Annotated in this window: 13 protein-coding genes; 3 read left to right on the top strand and 10 right to left on the bottom strand. The window is 71.4% G+C overall.

The window, feature by feature from the left end; genetic code table 11:
- Nucleotides 1–38: 38 nt before the first annotated feature.
- Together OHL10_RS01750 and OHL10_RS01745 are read right to left on the bottom strand one after the other, a co-directional pair.
- Complete coding sequence (locus tag OHL10_RS01750; protein WP_425498907.1) at nucleotides 39–998, bottom strand: carbohydrate ABC transporter permease; 960 nt, start codon at nucleotides 996–998, stop codon at nucleotides 39–41.
- A gap of 107 nt (nucleotides 999–1,105) precedes the next feature.
- Nucleotides 1,106–2,434: an ABC transporter substrate-binding protein gene (locus tag OHL10_RS01745; RefSeq protein ID WP_265520420.1), complete on the bottom strand. Its 1,329-nt coding sequence runs from the start codon at nucleotides 2,432–2,434 to the stop codon at nucleotides 1,106–1,108.
- A 172-nt stretch (nucleotides 2,435–2,606) separates the two neighbouring features.
- On the opposite strand from OHL10_RS01745, the gene OHL10_RS01740 reads away from it, so the two are divergent.
- Nucleotides 2,607–3,836, top strand: a complete 1,230-nt coding sequence (locus tag OHL10_RS01740; protein ID WP_265520419.1) for an MFS transporter — start codon at nucleotides 2,607–2,609, stop codon at nucleotides 3,834–3,836.
- A 33-nt stretch (nucleotides 3,837–3,869) separates the two neighbouring features.
- Here the strand turns inward: OHL10_RS01740 and OHL10_RS01735 are convergent, their stop codons facing one another.
- The 8 genes from OHL10_RS01735 to OHL10_RS01700 all read right to left on the bottom strand — a co-directional run bounded on the left by OHL10_RS01735 (nucleotide 3,870) and on the right by OHL10_RS01700 (nucleotide 12,559).
- Entirely contained in the window at nucleotides 3,870–5,438 is a 1,569-nt protein-coding gene (locus OHL10_RS01735) for a mannitol dehydrogenase family protein (protein WP_265520418.1), read from the bottom strand.
- Nucleotides 5,435–6,490 carry a LacI family DNA-binding transcriptional regulator gene (locus OHL10_RS01730; RefSeq protein WP_265520417.1) on the bottom strand — a complete coding sequence of 352 codons (1,056 nt, stop codon included), beginning with the start codon at nucleotides 6,488–6,490 and terminating at the stop codon, nucleotides 5,435–5,437. Before OHL10_RS01730 ends, OHL10_RS01735 begins: the two co-directional genes overlap by 4 nt.
- Nucleotides 6,491–6,611: 121 nt before the next feature.
- Complete coding sequence (locus tag OHL10_RS01725) at nucleotides 6,612–7,658, bottom strand: Gfo/Idh/MocA family protein (RefSeq protein WP_265520416.1); 1,047 nt, start codon at nucleotides 7,656–7,658, stop codon at nucleotides 6,612–6,614.
- A gap of 42 nt (nucleotides 7,659–7,700) precedes the next feature.
- Nucleotides 7,701–8,516, bottom strand: a complete 816-nt coding sequence (locus OHL10_RS01720; protein WP_265520415.1) for an ABC transporter ATP-binding protein — start codon at nucleotides 8,514–8,516, stop codon at nucleotides 7,701–7,703.
- Nucleotides 8,516–9,541, bottom strand: coding sequence for an ABC transporter substrate-binding protein (locus OHL10_RS01715; RefSeq protein WP_265520414.1), 1,026 nt, complete (start codon nucleotides 9,539–9,541; stop codon nucleotides 8,516–8,518). Before OHL10_RS01715 ends, OHL10_RS01720 begins: the two co-directional genes overlap by 1 nt.
- Nucleotides 9,542–9,615: 74 nt before the next feature.
- Entirely contained in the window at nucleotides 9,616–10,509 is an 894-nt protein-coding gene (locus OHL10_RS01710) for an ABC transporter permease (RefSeq protein ID WP_265520413.1), read from the bottom strand.
- Nucleotides 10,510–10,574: 65 nt separating this feature from the next.
- Entirely contained in the window at nucleotides 10,575–11,402 is an 828-nt protein-coding gene (locus OHL10_RS01705; protein WP_425498946.1) for a sugar phosphate isomerase/epimerase family protein, read from the bottom strand.
- A gap of 389 nt (nucleotides 11,403–11,791) precedes the next feature.
- Entirely contained in the window at nucleotides 11,792–12,559 is a 768-nt protein-coding gene (locus tag OHL10_RS01700) for an adenine nucleotide alpha-hydrolase family protein (RefSeq protein ID WP_265520411.1), read from the bottom strand.
- A 134-nt stretch (nucleotides 12,560–12,693) separates the two neighbouring features.
- Between OHL10_RS01700 and OHL10_RS01695 the strand changes: the two genes are divergently transcribed.
- Together OHL10_RS01695 and OHL10_RS01690 are read left to right on the top strand one after the other, a co-directional pair.
- On the top strand, nucleotides 12,694–13,698 hold the full coding sequence (locus OHL10_RS01695) for a LacI family DNA-binding transcriptional regulator (protein WP_265520410.1): 1,005 nt from the start codon (nucleotides 12,694–12,696) through the stop codon (nucleotides 13,696–13,698).
- A gap of 175 nt (nucleotides 13,699–13,873) precedes the next feature.
- Entirely contained in the window at nucleotides 13,874–17,230 is a 3,357-nt protein-coding gene (locus tag OHL10_RS01690) for a 3-keto-alpha-glucoside-1,2-lyase-like domain-containing protein (protein ID WP_265520409.1), read from the top strand.
- Nucleotides 17,231–17,296: the final 66 nt, after the last annotated feature.

Genomic DNA, 17,296 nt, shown 5'->3' with positions numbered 1-17,296 from the left:
GGCGGCCTGCGCGGGCAGGTTGGGGTAGCTCGTCTGGCTCATCGCGTCTCTCCGGAGTAGTGGACCCAGGACTTCGAGGTCTTGAAGAAGACCGCGGTGATGATCCCGACCACCAGGACCAGCACCCAGGCCATCGCCGAGGCGTAGCCCATCTGGAAGTCGGTGAACCCGCGGATGTACAGGTAGAGCGTGTAGAAGAGGGTCGATCCGGCCGGGCCACCCGTGCCGCCCGAGATGATGAAGGCCGAGTTGAACACCTGGAACGCGTTGATCGTCTCGAGCAGCAGGTTGAAGAAGATCACCGGCGAGAGCATCGGCAGCGTGATCTTGAGGAACTTGCGCACCGCGCCCGCGCCGTCGACCGATGCCGCCTCGTACAGCTCGGCCGGGACCTGCTTGAGGCCGGCGAGGAAGATCACCATCGGTGCACCGAACTGCCACACGGCGAGCAGGATCATCATCGGCATCGTCATGTCCGGGTTGCCCACCCAGCCGCCGGCGGGTGCGCCGAAGAACTGCCCGATCTTGTCCACCATGCCGTCGTCGATGAACATCGCCTTCCACACGATCGCGATCGACACGCTCGCGCCGATCAGCGACGGTGCGTAGAAGATCGACCGGTAGGCGCCCTGTGCGCTGTGCTTGAGGTTCAGCAGCATCGCCACCGCCAGCGCCGCGATCAGCTTGATCGGCGTGCCGACGAGGACGTAGACCGCGGTGACCTTGACCGACTGGATGTACCGCGGGTCGGAGAACAGGGCCGTGAAGTTGTCGAACCCGACCCAGCTCGGCGACCGGAACAGGTTGTAGTCCGTGAAGGCCAGGTACAACGAGGCGAGCATGGGCCCCACCGTCAGCAGCAGGAAGCCCAGCAGCCACGGCGTCAGGAAGGCGTAGCCGGCGCGGACGTCGGCGGACCTCCAGCGCTTCTGCTGGGTCCGTGTGCCAGGCGCAGGCGCCGGCGTCCCGCGTTGCGCGTCATCGCGTGTGAGGGTCACGGTTCTCGTCCGATCAGTCGTCGTCGTTCAGTCGGAATCGCTCGGTCGGGGCCTTCGTGCGGCGACCCGCGGTGCGGCGGCGCACCAGGCCGCCGCACCGGAGGGTGTCAGGACTGCGGGATCGAGGACGCAGCGCCGTTGAACCACTGGGAGACGAACTCCTCGATGTCGATCGTCTCGTACAGCAGCTCCTCGCCGAGCCGCTTGAACTCGGCCTCGATGGCACCGAAGCCCTCGACGGGGATCGGGGCGGCCTCGGTCGCCTGGTCGGTCACCGACTCCTCGTAGGCCACGACGCGCTCATCGACCGAGCCGGGCTCGATCTCCATCGCGTCGCGCTGCTCGGCGACCGCCGGGACGCCCTTCGAGGTGCCGAAGATCCGGCCGACCTCGGGGTCGTTGACGAGGAAGTCGATGAGCGCGGCAGCGGCCTCGGGCTCCTCCGAGCTCGCCGAGGAGGACAGCAGCATCGACGGCTTGAAGAACAGGCTCGTCGTGCCGTCGTCACCCGACGGGATCGGCAGCATCTGGATGTTGTCGGTGCCGGAGTCGGCGACGTAGCCCGCGAGGAAGTTGTCCCAGCTGAACTCGGACGCGGCCTCGTTGACCGTGAAGCCACCCAGCGGCTCGAGCTGCTTGGTCCGCTCGATCGGGTAGACGACCCCGGCGTCACGCAGCGGCTGCGTGCGCTCGAGCCACGACGTCAGGTCGGCCTCGTCGAAGCCGAGCTGGCCGTCCTCGGTGAACGGCTCGACGCCCTGCTGGATGAGCCACTGGAGGAAGAACCAGAACGTCACGGAGTAGTCGGGACCACCGAAGACGACGGGGTCCTCCCCCGCGCCCGCCTCGGAGACCTCGGTGAGCCAGGCGTCGTACTCGTCCCAGGTGTAGCCCTCGGCCGGGGGCTCGATGCCGAGCTCGTCCAGGAGATCCGCGTTGTAGAACAGGGCGAGCGTGTTGCTGCTGGTCGGGATGCCGAACTGACCACCCTCGAGGTTGCCGGAGGCCAGCAGCGCCTCGTCGAACCCGCCGACGTCGAGGTTGACCCCGATCTGCCCGTTGAGGTCGGCCAGCTGGTTGGTCGCACCGTACTGACGCAGGTAGGACAGGTCCATCTGCATCACGTCGGGCAGCGCCTGCCCGGCGGCCTCGGTGTTGCGCGCCGTCCAGTAGTCGTCCCACGCCTGGAACTGGGTCTGGACCGTGATGTTGGGGTTCTGCTCCTCGAAGAGGTCCACCGACTCCTCGTACTTCGAGGCGCGGTCGTCGTTGCCCCACCACGCCAGGGTGAGGGTGATGTCGCGGTCCGTGTCGAGCGCGTCACCGGCACCCGGTTCGGTCGTCTCGCCGTTGCCGCCTCCGGAGCATGCCCCCAGGGTGAGCGCGACGGTCGTCGCGACACTGATGCCCAGGACTGCACTGCGCGTGATCCTCATGTGAGCCTCCTTGCTCGTCGTCATCCAGGTCGGCCGACCGGCTCGAGTGACCACTGCGGCACTCCGGCTCGTCCGAATGAAACGTTACAATACTGGACTGGGGCCAGATGTCCAGCCCTGGAAGCGACTCGGATCATAACGATTCAACAGCGAGCCCCCGGAGATTCCTGCGATGCCGCAGCACCACACCCTCGAACCGCCGCCCCTCGGCCGCAACCGCGGGTTCCGCATCTACCTCGCCGCCCAGACCGTCCATGTCTCGTCGGTCGGGATGCAACGGATCGTCCAGAGCTGGCTCGTCCTCCAGCTCACCGCCAGCCCTGTCGCCGTGGGCCTGGCCGTGGCGCTGCAGTACCTCCCCCTGCTCGTCGTCGGACCCGCCTTCGGGCTCGTGGCGGACCGCCATGACAAGCGTCGGATCGTCCTGGGTACGACCGCCGCCACCGCGGGCCTCGGCCTCGGGCTCGCGCTGCTCGTCCTGTCCGGGCAGGTCGCCACGTGGCACGTGTACGTCGTGGCGGTGCTGCTCGGCCTGGTCAGCGCCCTCGACCAGCCCGCCCGCCAGGTCCTCGTGAGCGAGCTCGTCGGCGACGGCCGCCTGCGCGCCGCCGTCTCCACGAACAACGTCGCCGGTCAGGTCGCGACCATGGTCTCGCCCGCCGTCGGCGGCCTGCTCATGGTGAGCATCGGCGAGGGACGGACGTTCCTCGTGTCGGTGGCGCTCGCCGTCACCGCGCTCGGGCTGCTCGCCGCGATCCGCCCGCGCGACCTGCACGCCCCGCACGTGCTCGCCCGAGCCCGCGGCCAGGTCAGGGAGGGCGTGCGGTTCCTGCTCACGCACCCCACGCTGCCGTGGGTCGTGCTCCTCGCCGGGTGCATCGGCGTCTTCGGCCTCAACGGTCCTGTCGTCCTCGCGGCCTTCGCCGACGACGTGTGGGGCACGGGCTCGGCCGGGTTCGGCCTCTACACCTCACTGTGCGCCGTCGGGGCGATGGTCGGGGCGGTCGTGGGAGCCCGGGTCAGGACCCTCGACGCACGTCTCGTCGTCGTCGCCGCCGCGCTGTTCGGCGCCCTGCAGATCGTCGCGGCCGTGATGCCCACGACGACGACGTTCGGCATCCTGCTCGTGCTCGTCGGCGTGGCCACGCTGCTGTTCATCACGAGCGCTGCCACCTACGTCCAGCTCTCCACCCCGCCGACCATGCGCGGGCGGGTCCTCGCGATCTACTCCCCGGTGCTCCTGGGTGGGCACGCCGTCGGCGGCCTGCTCGCCGGTGCGCTGACCCAGGCGACGGGGGTCCGGACGGGTCTCGTCGTGGTCGGCGTCGCGGCGATCGTCAGCGCGGTCGCCGTAGGTCTCGCGCTCCTGCCGCGCGGCGGCCTGCGAGCGCCCGTGCGCTGAGCGGTCGCGGCACGACGAGGTCCGCCCGCGCGTTCAGAGCTGCTCGAGCAGCACCCCTACCTCGGCACGCACGGCCGCCACCCAGGGGCCGTCGTCGGCCAGCGCGCCGCCGAAGACGGCCCGCACGCCCAGCAGGGCGTCGACGAGACGGTCCGCGTCGAGCGAACCGTCCTCGCCCTGCGCCGGCCCCGCCGCCGCGCGGAGCTCGGACGCCAGCGGGTCGTCGAGGGGCAGCGGCCCGCCCGTCACCGTCCGCCCTCGCGCGACGAAGACCATCCAGGACGCGACCGCGGCCGCAGCGGCCCGCGGCACGACACCGGCCGCGCGCCGGTCCCGCACGGTCCCCAGCCAGCGGTACGGGATCTTCTGCGAACCGTCCATCGCGACCTGCACGGTGGTGTGCCCGGTGTGCGGGTTCGCGAAGCGCTCGAGGATCTGCTCGCCATAGGCGACGAGGTCCGTCCCGTCGGGCGGCGTGAGGGTGGGCAGCGCGTCGTCGAACAGGAAGGCCCGCGCCTGCGCCGCGATCCGTGGGTCGGCGACCGCCTCGGCGATCGTCGTGTGCCCCGCGAGGGCGCCCGCGTACGCGACGAGGGAGTGCGTCCCGTTGAGCAGACGGAGCTTGGCCTGCTCGTACGGCCTGACGTCGGCCGTCAGGGTCGCTCCGGCCTGCTCCCAGGCGGGGCGCGGCCCGGCGAAGCGGTCCTCGATCACCCACTGGAGGTACGGCTCCGCGACGACCAGACCCTCGTCGCGCGCGCCCAGCAGAGCCTCGACCTCGTCGCGTTGCGCAGCGGTCGTCGCCGGCACGATGCGGTCGACCATGCTGCCGGGGAACGTGACTGACGCCGCGATCCACTCCCGCAGCGGGTCGCCCTCGGTGCCGGGCAGCGCGGCGTCGACCGCCACCCGGACGAGCCCTGCCAGGACACGGCCGTTGTCGACGAGGTTGTCACAGCTCAGCACCGTGATCGGTGTGCCCCCGGCCCGCCGACGCGCGGCGAGCGCACGCACGAGCAGCCCGACGGCGCTCGACGCCGCCGGGGGCCCTGATCCGGCCGGGCCGGCCTGCTCCTCGGCCCGCAGCACGTCGAGGTCCGCACGGACCGCGTCGACGTCGAGCGTCCCGTCCGACGAGCGGGAGTACCCCTTCTCCGTGATCGTCAGGGTGACGACGTGGGTGCTCGGCGCGGCCACGACGTCCAGGACGCGCGCCGTCTCCTGCGCCGGCCACGCGACGTCGAGCACGGAACCGATCAGGCGGGGCTCGACGCCGTCGACCCCGGCGGTCAGCACGGTGTAGACGCCGCCCTGGGGCCGCAGCTGGTCGCGCACCGCGCCCGAGCGCTGCGTGACCCCGAGGATCCCCCAGCGCAGGTCACCCGTCGCGAGCGCCGCATCCTCCGTGACGACCGCCTGGTGCGCGCGGTGGAACGCACCGATCCCGAGATGCACGATCCCGACCTGCTCCGGCCGCACGGGCTCGGCGACGACACCCGGCAACGCATCGCGGCACAGCCTCGGCGGCTGCACCGGTCCGGTGCTCGAGCCGGTGCTCGAGCCGGTTCTCTGCAGCGCGGTGGTGCTGGTCGGGACGGTCACGATGCCTCCTGCGGGGCGTTGACGGTGGTGGGCGTGGGGGCGGCGACGGTCGTGGAGTCACGCACGACGAGCTCGACGTCGAGCTCGGTGACGGGTTCGGAGGCCTCCGGCCCGTCGCTCACGGCCAGGCCCCTGTCCCGACGTCGGCGAGCGTCGAGGACGGCGACGAGGCGGTCGACGGCGGTGGCGCCCAGCCGCGCGAGGTCCGTCCGGACCGTCGTCAGCGGCGGCGAAGCGAGGGTCGCGACGAACGTGTCGTCGAACCCCACGACGCTCAGGTCATGGGGGACCACGACTCCCCGGGCACGCAGCCGGTCCACGAGACCGACCGCGACGAGGTCGTTGTAGGCGAGCACGGCGGTCGCGCCCGAGGCGACGACGAGGTCCGCGGCGGCCCGGCCGCCCGCGACGTGCGGACGGAACGAGCCGACGGCGACGACCTCGATCTCGGGATAGCGCGCCTGCGCGATCGCGAGCCCTTCCCGGCGCCGCGCGTCCGACCAGGATCGCTCCGGTCCGCCGACGTAGGCGATCCGACGATGACCCAGCGCACGCAGGTGCTCGGCCGCGAGCAGCATCCCGGCGATGTCGGACGACGTCACGGACGGCACGCCGTCGACGCGCAGGTTGACGAGGACCGCCGGGGCGGAGCCGAGCACCTCGAGGTCCGCCTCGATCGCGCGCGGCGAGCACAGCACGACTCCGTCCGTCTGCGCGTGCAGACCGAGGACGAGCTCGGTCTCGAGCTCGGGGTCCTCGCCCGCGTCGACGACGAACACGGCGTGACCGGTCTGGCGGGCCCGCGCCTGCACACCCTTGGTCACCGACGCGAAGTACGGGTTCTCCAGGTCGGGGACGACGAGACCGAGAGCACCGGTGCGACCCGCGCGCAGCCCGCTGGCCGCACGGTTGGGTCGGTAGCCGAGGCGCGTCGCGGCGGCGAGCACACGGTCGCGCGTCTCGGCGGCGACCCGGTCGGGCTCCGCGAGGGCACGCGACACCGTCGAGATCGACACACCGCTCTCGCGGGCGACGTCACGGGCGGTCACCACTGCTGCCTCCAGGTTCTCGGGGCCCGACGGGCCGGACTGCGAACGATTGTAGGCTCGGCGCCTCCTCAGGGAAAACACCGGCTGCAAGCCGTGCTGCAAAGGTTCGCAGCCGTGCATCTTGTCAGGCGTCGGCGGCGCGGGCGACAAGGCCGGCGGGGCTGACCGACCGCCCGGTCGAGGCCGCCTCGTAGATCGCGCACAGGAGGCCGACCGTCTCCAGCGCGTCCTCCGCGTCCACCGGCGTCGGGGCCGTCCCGTCGAGGGCGTCGAGGATCTGCGTCCACTGGGCGAGATGCCCCGCGTGCCCGATCGCCAGCGGGTCCGCCGCGCCGCCGAGAGTGGCGACGGTTCCCGGAGTCGGCACGCCGGGGACGTCCCACCGACGGACCTCGCCCTGCGCGAGCTCTACCGTCCCCTGCGACCCGTACACCGCGAGGGTCGCGGGGAACCCCGGTGGCGTCGCGGTCGTCGTGGTGACGAGCCCGAGCGCACCGGACGCGAACCGCACCGTCGCGACGGTGGTGTCCTCGGCCTCCATCTCGTGCGCCACGGTCCCGTACTGGGCCGTCACCGACTCCACCGGCCCACAGAGCCAGCGCAGGAGATCGACGTTGTGCACCCCCTGGTTCATCAGCGAGCCACCGCCCCGCGCCATGCTGGACCGCCAGCCCGCCGCGCGGTAGTAGTCGTCGTCACGGAACCACCGCACGTGCGTGGTGGCCAGGCTGACGTCGCCCAGAGCTCCCGCGTCCAGCACGCTCTTGAGCGCCTGGTGCTCGGGCTCGAGACGTCGCTGGGAGATCATCGAGACCATCAGTCCGCGCTCGCGGGCAGCCCCGGCGACGCGGACGGCGTCGGCGACCGTCAGGGCGAGCGGCTTCTCGACGACGACGTGCCGCCCGGCCTCCAGCGCTGCGAGCGCGAGCCGGGCGTGGGTTCCGCTCGGCGAGCAGATCGCGACGACGTCGACCTCCTCGTGCGCGATCACCTGCTCCGGTGGGAGCCGCGCCACCTGCCACCCGGCGAGCGCACTCCCGGACTCGTGCCGCGCGCCGCCGCTGTAGGCGACGAGCGCCGCACGACCGTCCAGCTCACGGAGCGCCCGCGCGTGCATCGTCCCGATGCTCCCCATGCCGACGACGCCCACACCGTACCGACCCGTCCTCATGCGCTGCCCTCCGGCGACGTGGGGTCGCTCGGGGACGTGGGGTCACTCGGCGACATGGCTGGCGCCGAGCAGGTCCCGGAGCCGTTCCGCCGCGGTGACGAAACGGGGGTCGGCGAGCGTGGCGCCGTAGTCGCGCCGGTCGCCGAGACCTGGCTCGAGCGTCTCCACGATCCGCCCGGGCCGTGGGCTCATCACCACGATCCGGCTGCCCAGGAACACGGCCTCGGGGACCGAGTGGGTGACGAGGACGATCGTCGTCCCGGTCTCCCGCCAGATCCGGTTCATCTCGATGTTCATCTGCTCACGCGTCAAGGCGTCGAGGGCACCGAACGGCTCGTCCATGAGGAGGACCCGAGGCTCGTGCAGGAGCGCCCGGCACAGGGCCACCCGTTGCTGCATCCCCCCGGACAGCTCGTGCGGGAGCGCCTTCTCGAACCCGGTGAGACCGGTGAGCGCGATGAGGTCGTCCGCCCGGCGCTCGGCCGCGCGCCGGTCCATCCCCCGCATCTCCGCCTGGAGCAGGATGTTCTTGCGCGCCCCGCGCCACTCGAGCAGCGCCGAGCGCTGGAAGGCGAACCCGATCTCCCGCTGCGGCCGCGTGACCGGCTCGCCGTAGAGGTTCACCCGGCCCGAGGTGAAGGGCGTGAGGCCGGCGACGATCTTCAGCAGCGTCGACTTGCCGCAGCCCGACGGACCGACGATGGTGACGAACTCACCCGGTCGCACCGCGAGCGAGACGTCGTCGAGCGCGACGGTCTCGGACCGCTTCGACGTGAAACGCATCGTGAGGTTCGAGACCTCGATGATCGGGTCCGTGGCGATCACCTCCGCGGGCGCCTCCAGCTCGGTCGCCGCCATCACAGGTCCTCCCCGAACGACCCGTCCCAGTAGTCGGTCGACGTGACCGCACCGTCGAAGTCGGTGTTCTCGGACAGGAACGTGAGCGTGTCGACCCACTGCTGCTCGGTGTTGACGCTGGGGGCGGGCGCCTGGTCGAGACCGAGGAGCTCGATCGTGGCGTCCAGCTGCGCGGCCAGGACGTTCTCGTCCGGTGCCTGCTCGGCGCCTTCCGCCATCGCGGCGACGGCTGCCTCGCGGTCGTCGGCCGCCTCGAGGAACGAGCGGGACGTCGCGCGGACCATCGCCTCGACGAGGTCCGGGTCGCCCTCGATGGTCGCGTCGTTGACCACCAGGCCGGTGCCGAGCAGGTTCATGCCGAAGTCGGCGAACGGCAGCGCGTCGACCTGGGTGCCGGTCTGGTTCTCGATCGTCGGGGCCTGGTCGTGGTGGAACCCCTGGATGGCGTCCACCCGGCCCTCGATCAGCGCGGCGATCTTGCCCGCGGCGTCCACGTTGACCACCGTCACGTCGGCGGGGTCGACACCGTTGATCTCCAGCCACGCCGGGAAGGTGCCGTACATGGCGTCACCGGGCGTGCCGCCGACCGTCTTGCCGACGAGGTCCGCCGGCTCGGTGATCTGCTGGTCGGAGAAGAACTCCACCGAGCTGGGCCCGGTCTGCAGGAAGACACCGACGCTCTTGACCGGCATCCCGGAGCTGATCGCGTTCGCGAGCGGCGGCGTGTCCGCCCACCCGAAGTCGGTGTTGCCCTGCGCGACCTGCTGCACCGTGTTCCCGGACCCGTTGCCCGGCTGGATCGTGAGGTCGATGCCCTCCTCCTCGAAGATCCCCTGCTCGACCCCGTAGTAGAACGGCGCGTGCTCGCCGTAGGGCACCCAGTTGAGGGTGACGGTCACCGGGGTGAGCTCGTCGCCGCCCTCCCCCGGGTCCGCGGACCCCCCGTCGCCCTGGCCGCAGGCCGAAGCCCCCGTCGCCACGACGCCGGCGACGGCCAGCGAGACTCCGATCTTGACACCGCGCATGGGTGAAGCCTTTCTGATCGTGCCGCCCGGACGGACGGCGGAGAACTGCGAGGGACCGTGCTGGAGGTGCGTCGTCACGAGGACGCGAGGGCGAGGTTCCCCCGCCGCGAGGCGTGCCAGGGGATGAGCAGACGTTCGGCCAGCTCGACGAGGAGGAAGAGGACGACGCCGATCAACGACATGAGGATGAGGTCGGCGAAGAGCAGTGGCGCGTCCAGGTTGCCGCTCGCGAGCAGCAGCACGTACCCGAGGCCGCGGTCGGCACCGACGAACTCACCGACGACGGCACCCACCACGGCGAGCGTGACGGCGACCTTCAGCCCGGACATGAGCTGCGGGAGCGCCCCGGGGAACCGGATCTTGCGGAACGTCTTCCATCGGGACGCGCCCATCGTCGCGGAGAGCTCGAGCAGCTCGGGGTCGACCGACCGCAGGCCCGCCACCGCGGAGACCACCACGGGGAAGAAGGCGATGAGCACCGCGAGGATGATCTTGGGCGTCATGCCGAAGCCGAACCACACCACGAGGATGGGCGCGATCGCGATCTTGGGGATCACCTGCGCGAAGAGGATCAGCGGATAGAGGGACTTCTCGGCCGTCTTCGAGTAGACGAGGAGCACCGCCGTCGCGACGCCGATGACGGCGGCGAGCAGGAAGCCGATGACGGTCTCGACCGTCGTCACCCACGTGTGCTCGAGCAGCATCGCCCAATCGGCGACCATGGTGTCCCACACTGCACCGGGAGCCGGGACGAGGTACGCCGGGACGAGCTCGCGCCAGGCGACGAACCACCACCCGGCGAACAGCAGCAGCAGCACGCCCACGGGCCGCCACGACGCCGAGACGAGCGCGACGGCGCGTCCGCCGATCGACGGCGCGGGGCCGGACCGCGACGTCCCCGCCCCGGCCCTGCTGCCGGGGGGTGTCCTCGCGGACGAGTCGGGTCGCGCATCCTGGGTGGTGGTCATGGCACGGTCCTCCGTGGGGCTCGCGATGGTGCGGGTTCGCGCGTCGGGCGATCGGTCTGCGTGGGTCATCGGTAGGGCACCTCCTCGGCGTGGAGGATCGCGGTGAACGCGCTCCACGCCTCGGTGAAGAGCTCAGGGCCGGAGAAGCCTCCGAGGCTGTGCGCTGCGCCGAGGTGCGGCTCGAGGGAGAAGAACCCGTCGAAGCCGTCGGCCCGCAGCGCCCGGATCGTCTCCACGACCTCACCGTCCCCGTGGCCCGCCGGCACGACCTCGCCGGTGCCCGCGACCGCGTCCTTGATCTGGACGTACTCGAGGTACGGACGGAGCTGGGCGTAGCCGTCGGTGAAGGGGCGCACGCCGACCTGGACGAAGTTGGCCGCGTCCCAGGCCACCTGGAGGTGCGGCGAGCCGACCGACTCGACGAGGTCGACGCACCGCTGGGGGGTCGAGCCGTAGATGCCCTTCTCGTTCTCGTGGAGCAGCACGACGCCGGCGGCTGCCGCGACCTCCGTCAGCGCCGCCATCCGCCGCAGCACGACGTCCCGGCTCGCCGCCGGGTCCGTCCCGTCGGGGACCCAGAAGGAGAAGACCCTGATGTACGGCGCCTCGAAGAGCTGCGCGACGGAGGCCGCGTGACGCATCCGGGCGAGGTGCGCGTCGAAGTCGTCGTCCACCGAGATCTTGCCGATCGGCGAGCCGATGCTCGAGACCCGCAGGCCGTGGCGACGCAGCAGCTCCGCGGCGCGCTCACGCTGGTCCGCGTCGAGATCGAGGACGTTGACGTCCCACGCGCTGCGGAGCTCGATGTGCGTGAGGCCGAGCTCCGCCGCCACGACGCACTGCGTCTCGACGTCGGGGGAGATCTCGTCCGCAAAACCTGAGAGCGTCCACATCTGGCGGCCTTCCTGCTCGTCGTACGGTCCGCTGCCTCGTCGCGCGGAGCGGTACGCCATGGGTGCGGGGGTCTCGCCCGTCGCGGCGGGAGCCGTCGGACGCCCGGGGGACCCGTGTTCCACGAGCCGCGCGCGGCGTGCCATCCGTCTGCCTCTCCGTCGAGGACCGATACCTGACGTGCTCCGGGATCGAGCCCGGTGCACGTGGCTAGGACACTATGAGCCGGGTCACGGTCCGACAACGAGTTGCCACTTGTTGCACCTCGTCCTCGTGAACCGAGCAGAGGCCGACCACGCGCGCGCTGCCGCCCGCGCACGCCGCGACGGACGTGGTTGCCGTCGGTTGCCACGCCCGGCCGGTCCGAGGTGGCGGCGCCGAGGTACCGACGTCACCCGTCGAGCAGGTCCGTCGACGCGCCGAGATCGATCGCGACGTGCCGGAAGCCGGCGGAGCGCACGGCGCGCAGGATCTCCCCGCGCAAAGGCTCCGACGTCACGCTCGCGAGGTCGAGGTCCGCCGCCTCGAGCCGGGCGAGGTCACCGTGATGACGGACCCGGAGCTCCTCCAGACCCAGCCTGCGCAGCTCGCTCTCGGCGGCCTCGACCTGCACGGACTCCTCCGTCGTGCCACCGTTCTCCGACGGCTCGCCGCACCCGGTGGGCGCCCTGAGCGCCAGACCCAGGTCGGTGGCCAGCCGGACGATCGTCGAGCGGTCCAGCCCGATCTCCACCAGGGGTGCGACCACGTCGAGGGCACCGGTGCCCGGGTCCGCGGGGCCGGCGGGACGGACCACGGTCGCCAGGTCCAGCCGCCGGACGGCCTCGTCGACCGCGCCGTCGTCCACCTCGAGGACCGCTGCGCCGACGGTGGCCGCCATCCGCACCACGCCGCACCGCTGGACCGCAGTCGAGCCCGCCGGGGCGCTCACGAGCGCGGTCACCCGGGCCCGCCCGAGGGTCTCGGCCGTCAGGGCGAGCAGGAGGACGGACGCCGGGTCGCCCGAGAAGGCGACGCCCACGCGCCTGCCGTCGTCCAGCCGCTCGATCACCGTGGACAGGGCCCGGACCAGCTCCGGGGTCGTGAGGGAGTCCTGCGACCCGTGCGGCGCGCCTTGGCGCACCACCGTCGGCAGGGCTCCCCGCTCACGCGTGTTCACGCTGCTATTCGAGAGCGCCTCGTGAAACCTCGTCAAGGGGTTGCCGTCTCTTGCCTCGACGGGAGCGGGGTCCGGTCGGCACACCGATGGCAACCTGTTGTCCCGGGCATCTAGCCGTACTACAGTCCGAGCGCATGGACGACGAGGTCCCGGGGACGAACCCGACCATCTACGACGTCGCGAAGGCCGCCGGCGTCGCGACGTCGACCGTCTCGCGCACCTTCTCGCGCCCCGGCCGCGTCAACGCCGAGACTGCCGACCGCATCCGCAAGGTCGCGCACGAGCTCGGCTACCGCGTGAACCCTCTGACCCACGGCCTGCCGACGGGCAGGACATCGCTCCTCGCCGTCGTCGTGGCGGACGTGACCAACCCGTTCTTCTTCGAGATCATCCGGGGAGCCGAGAAGACCGCGAGCGATGCCGGGTACACCCTGCTGGTGGTCGACGCCCAGGAGTCCGACGAGGCGGAGCGGCAGGCGCTCGATCGGACGCTGCCGCTCGTCGAAGGCCTGGTCCTCGCGACGTCCCGGCTGTCCGACTCCTCGATCCGGGTGGTCGCCAAGCAGCGGCCCACGGTCGTCATGAACCGCGCGATGACCGACGTCCCGAGCGTCCTCACCGACAACGCCCAGGGGATGCGACGGGCGGTCGAGCACCTCGCAGGGCTCGGCCACACGAGCCTGACCTACGTCGCCGGGCCGGAGGCCTCGTGGGCCGACGGGATGCGGTGGCGGGCGTTCCGCGAGGCGACGCACGAGCTCGACCTGCAGGCGCGCCGCCACGGCCCGTTCGCGCCGACGCTCGCCGGCGGTCTCTCGGCGGCCAAGGTGCTGGTGAAGCACCGGACCACGGCGGCCATCGCGTACAACGACCTCGTGGCGATCGGCGCGATGCGCGGCCTCGTGCGCCTGGGGGTGGATGTTCCTCGCGACATGAGCGTCGTCGGGTTCGACAACATCTTCGGGTCCGACTTCTGCACCCCGCCGCTGACGACCGTCGCCGCCCCGCTACGCCACTTCGGCGCTCTCGCCGTCCAGCGGCTGCTCGTCCAGCTCCGGAGCTCGCCACCGGGGACGTCCGCCCCGACGCTGTTGCCCGCGAAGCTCGTCGAACGCGGCTCGACGGCGCGGCGCGGCTGACGACCTCGGCTGCTGCTGCCGGTCACACACCCTCCCGACCGCGTACCAGGTGCAACAAGTGGCAACTCGTTGTCCTCGATCTCGGCGGACCGGATAGTGGCGAGCACCAGCGCACGGTGGCGAGCCCTGTGCGCAGGTCCCAGGCACGTGAGTCCCTCGATGGAGAGGCAGGCTGATGGAACGCAGCTCGACCCATTCCCGTCCCGTACGCACTCCCGGTCCCCGGCCCCGGGCGTCGACCCGCCGGCGACGAGCCGTCGTCGCGGCGCTGGCCGCCCTCGCTCTCCCCGCCGTCGCACTGCTGCCGGTCCAGGCGACCGCGCAGGCCGACATCCGGCCGCAGGAACCCGGCGTGACCCTGCGGGTGTTCGACGTGCAGGTCGTCCTCGACGACTACTGCACGCTCAAGCCCGGTCAGACCCCGAACGTCGACAAGATCATGCCGACGATCGACTGGACCACGAACGCAGACTTCGGTCTCGCGAACCGCTTCGTCACCGAGGTCACAGGCTACCTCAACGCTCCCGAGGCCGGCACGTACGACTTCCGGCTCACGAGCGACGACGGCGCCCGCCTGCTGCTCGACGACGAGCTCGTGGTCGACCACCCCGGCCGGCACGGCGCGTCGCCCAAGGACGGGTCCGTGGACCTCGAGCCGGGCTACCGCGCGCTGCACATCGACCACTTCGACGGTGACTTCGACCAGCGCCTCAAGCTCGAGTGGCGCCCACCGGGCGCGACGAGCTTCACGCTCGTCCCGAACTCGGTGCTCAGCACGGACGCCGACGTCACGCGGGTGACGGCGCCGGGCCGCAAGGAGTGCGAGGGCGTCAGCGAGGCGCCGGGCGACGGGCTGCCGCTGACCGAGGTGCACCCCGACTACACCCTGACGAACCTGCGCCCCGACGGCTTCCAGCCGCAGGTGACCGGCATGGACTGGCTCCCGGACGGCCGCATGGCGATCTCGACGTGGGGCGGCGACCGGCTGACCGAGCTCGGCGAGGTGTACCTGATCGACCACGTCACCGGTGATGCCGAGGCGAGCGAGGTGACCTACACGAAAGTCGCGGAGAACCTCGAGGAGCCGATGGGCGTCGCGTACGTCGACGGCGAGCTGTACGTGTCGGAGAAGCACGGCCTCACGAGGCTCGTCGACACCGACGGCGACGAGGTCGCCGACGAGTACGACACGATCGCGACGTGGCCCTTCGGCGGCAACTACCACGAGTTCGCGTTCGGCCTGTTGTACGAGGACGGCCACTTCTACGTCACGACCGGCATCGCCATGGTGCCCGGCGGCAACTCCCTCGACCCCCAGCTCGCGGAGAACCGCGGCTCGGTCATGAAGATCGACGGGGACACCGGCGAGGTCGAGTACGTCGCGGGCGGGCTGCGGACGCCGAACGGGCTCGGCTGGGGCGCCGACGGGGGCATGTACGTCACCGACAACCAGGGAGTGCGCATCCCGACGTCGAAGCTCGTGCGGGTCGAGCAGGGCGCGTTCTACCACCACTACACGAACCCAGACGGCCCCTACGACGACCAGCCCGTCACGGAGCCCGTGCTGTGGCTGCCGCACAACGAGATCTCGAACTCGCCGAGCAACCCGGTCGTGCTGACCGAGGGCGTCTTCGCCGGGCAGATGGCCATCGGTGACGTGACCTACGGGGGCCTGCAGCGCGCGTTCCTCGAGGAGGTCGCCGGCGAGGAGCAGGGGGCCGTGTTCCGCATGACGCAGGGCCTGGAGTCCGGCGTCAGCCGCACGAGCGTCGGCCCCGACGGCTCGATCTACGTCGGCGGCATCGGCTGGTCCGGCAACTGGGGCCAGGCGGGCAAGCTCAGCCACGGGCTGCAGAAGCTCACGTTCGACGAGAGCCGGGCCTTCGACATGCTCGAGATGCGGGCCGTCGAGGGCGGGTTCGAGATCGAGTACACGCAGCCGCTCTCCGAGGAGACCGCGCAGGACCTCGCGTCGAAGTACACGGCCGCCCAGTGGCGCTACGTCGCGACCCCGCAGTACGGCGGACCGAAGGTCGACGAGGAGGACCTCGAGGTGACGGCGGCGACGCTGTCGGAGGACCGCACGACCGTCGCGCTCGAGATCGCCGGGCTGAAGCCCGGTCGCGTCGTCAACGTCCACTCCCCTCGCCCCTTCTCTGCCGAGGGTGGCGAGGAGCTGTGGAGCACCGAGGCCTGGTACACGCTCACGCGCCTGCCGGACGGCTCGGTCGCCCCGCCGGTCTACGAGGCCGAGGCGGCCGACATCGGCGGCGGGGCGGGCTGGAACAGCAACCACGCCGGCTACTCCGGCTCCGGGTTCGTCGACCGCAACTGGGAGCCCGGCGCGCGCACCACCTTCGCCGTCCGCGCGGACGAGGCCGGCCCGCACGACCTGGTGCTGCGGTACGCCAACGGGCAGAACAACGACCCGAGGCCGATGCCGAGAAACCTCAGCCTGTACGTCAACGGGGAGAAGGTGAAGCAGACCTGGCTCGACAGCACCGTGCAGTGGTCCAGGTGGGCCACCCAGACCGAGACGGTCGAGCTGCGCGAGGGGGCGAACACCATCGCCTACGTCCATGACGACGACGACATCGGACACGTGAACCTCGACAGCCTCACCGTCACGCCGACCGAGCGCACCGTGCTCTTCGACGGCAGCGACCTCGACGCATGGGAGGCGGTCTCGGGCGGACCGGCCACGTGGCCGGTCGCGGACGGGACGTTGGAGTCGTTCGGTGGCGACATCCGCACGAAGGAGAAGTTCGAGGACTTCCGGATGCACGTCGAGTGGTACCAGCCGGAGCATGACCCGTCCCAGACGGGCCAGGCCCGCGGCAACAGCGGCGTCTACATCCAGGAGCGCTTCGAGATCCAGATCCTCGAGTCCTTCGGGATCGACCCGCCCGGCACCAACGACGCCGGCGCGATCTACCTGAAGAAGGCACCGGACGTGAACGCCGCGACACCCATGGGCACGTGGCAGACGTACGACATCGAGTTCACGGCCGCGCGCTTCGACAGCTCGGGTACCAAGACCGCCGACGCCCGTCTGACGCTGGTCTGGAACGGGGAGGTCGTGCACGACGACGTCGCTATCGACGGCAAGACCGGCAACGGGAAGGAGGAGGGCCCGACGCCGGGTCACATCCGCCTGCAGGACCACGGCGACCCGGGTCTGAACCCGCTCTTCCGCAACATCTGGATCGAGCGGTTGTCGGGGGTCGAGGAGTCGCCGGAGGGCGTGGCGGTCAGCACGACCGCTCAGGCCCGGTGCGTCGCCGGCAAGCCCCACGTCGCGGTGCGGGTCGTGAACGACGACACGGTCGCGGTCGACGTGGAGATCGACTCCTCGTTCGGTACGAGGTCCTTCACCGACGTCGCTCCCGGCAAGAGCGCGTACCAGTCGTTCGTGGTGCGTGACGCCGAGCCGGCAGCCGGCTCGGTGAGCGTCACGGCCCGACCGTCCGACCCCGCCGACGAGCGCGAGAGCGTCTCGACGACGGAGCACGAGGCGCCCGCCTGCGGCTGACGCCCGGACCCGGGTCCGCTCCGACTCTCCCGCCGGCACGGGGAGCGGACCCGGGTTCACCTCGGC

This window comes from Oerskovia flava, assembly GCF_026163685.1.
GTDB lineage: Bacteria > Actinomycetota > Actinomycetes > Actinomycetales > Cellulomonadaceae > Oerskovia_A > Oerskovia_A flava.
This window is presented reverse-complemented; position numbering and strand designations above follow the sequence as displayed.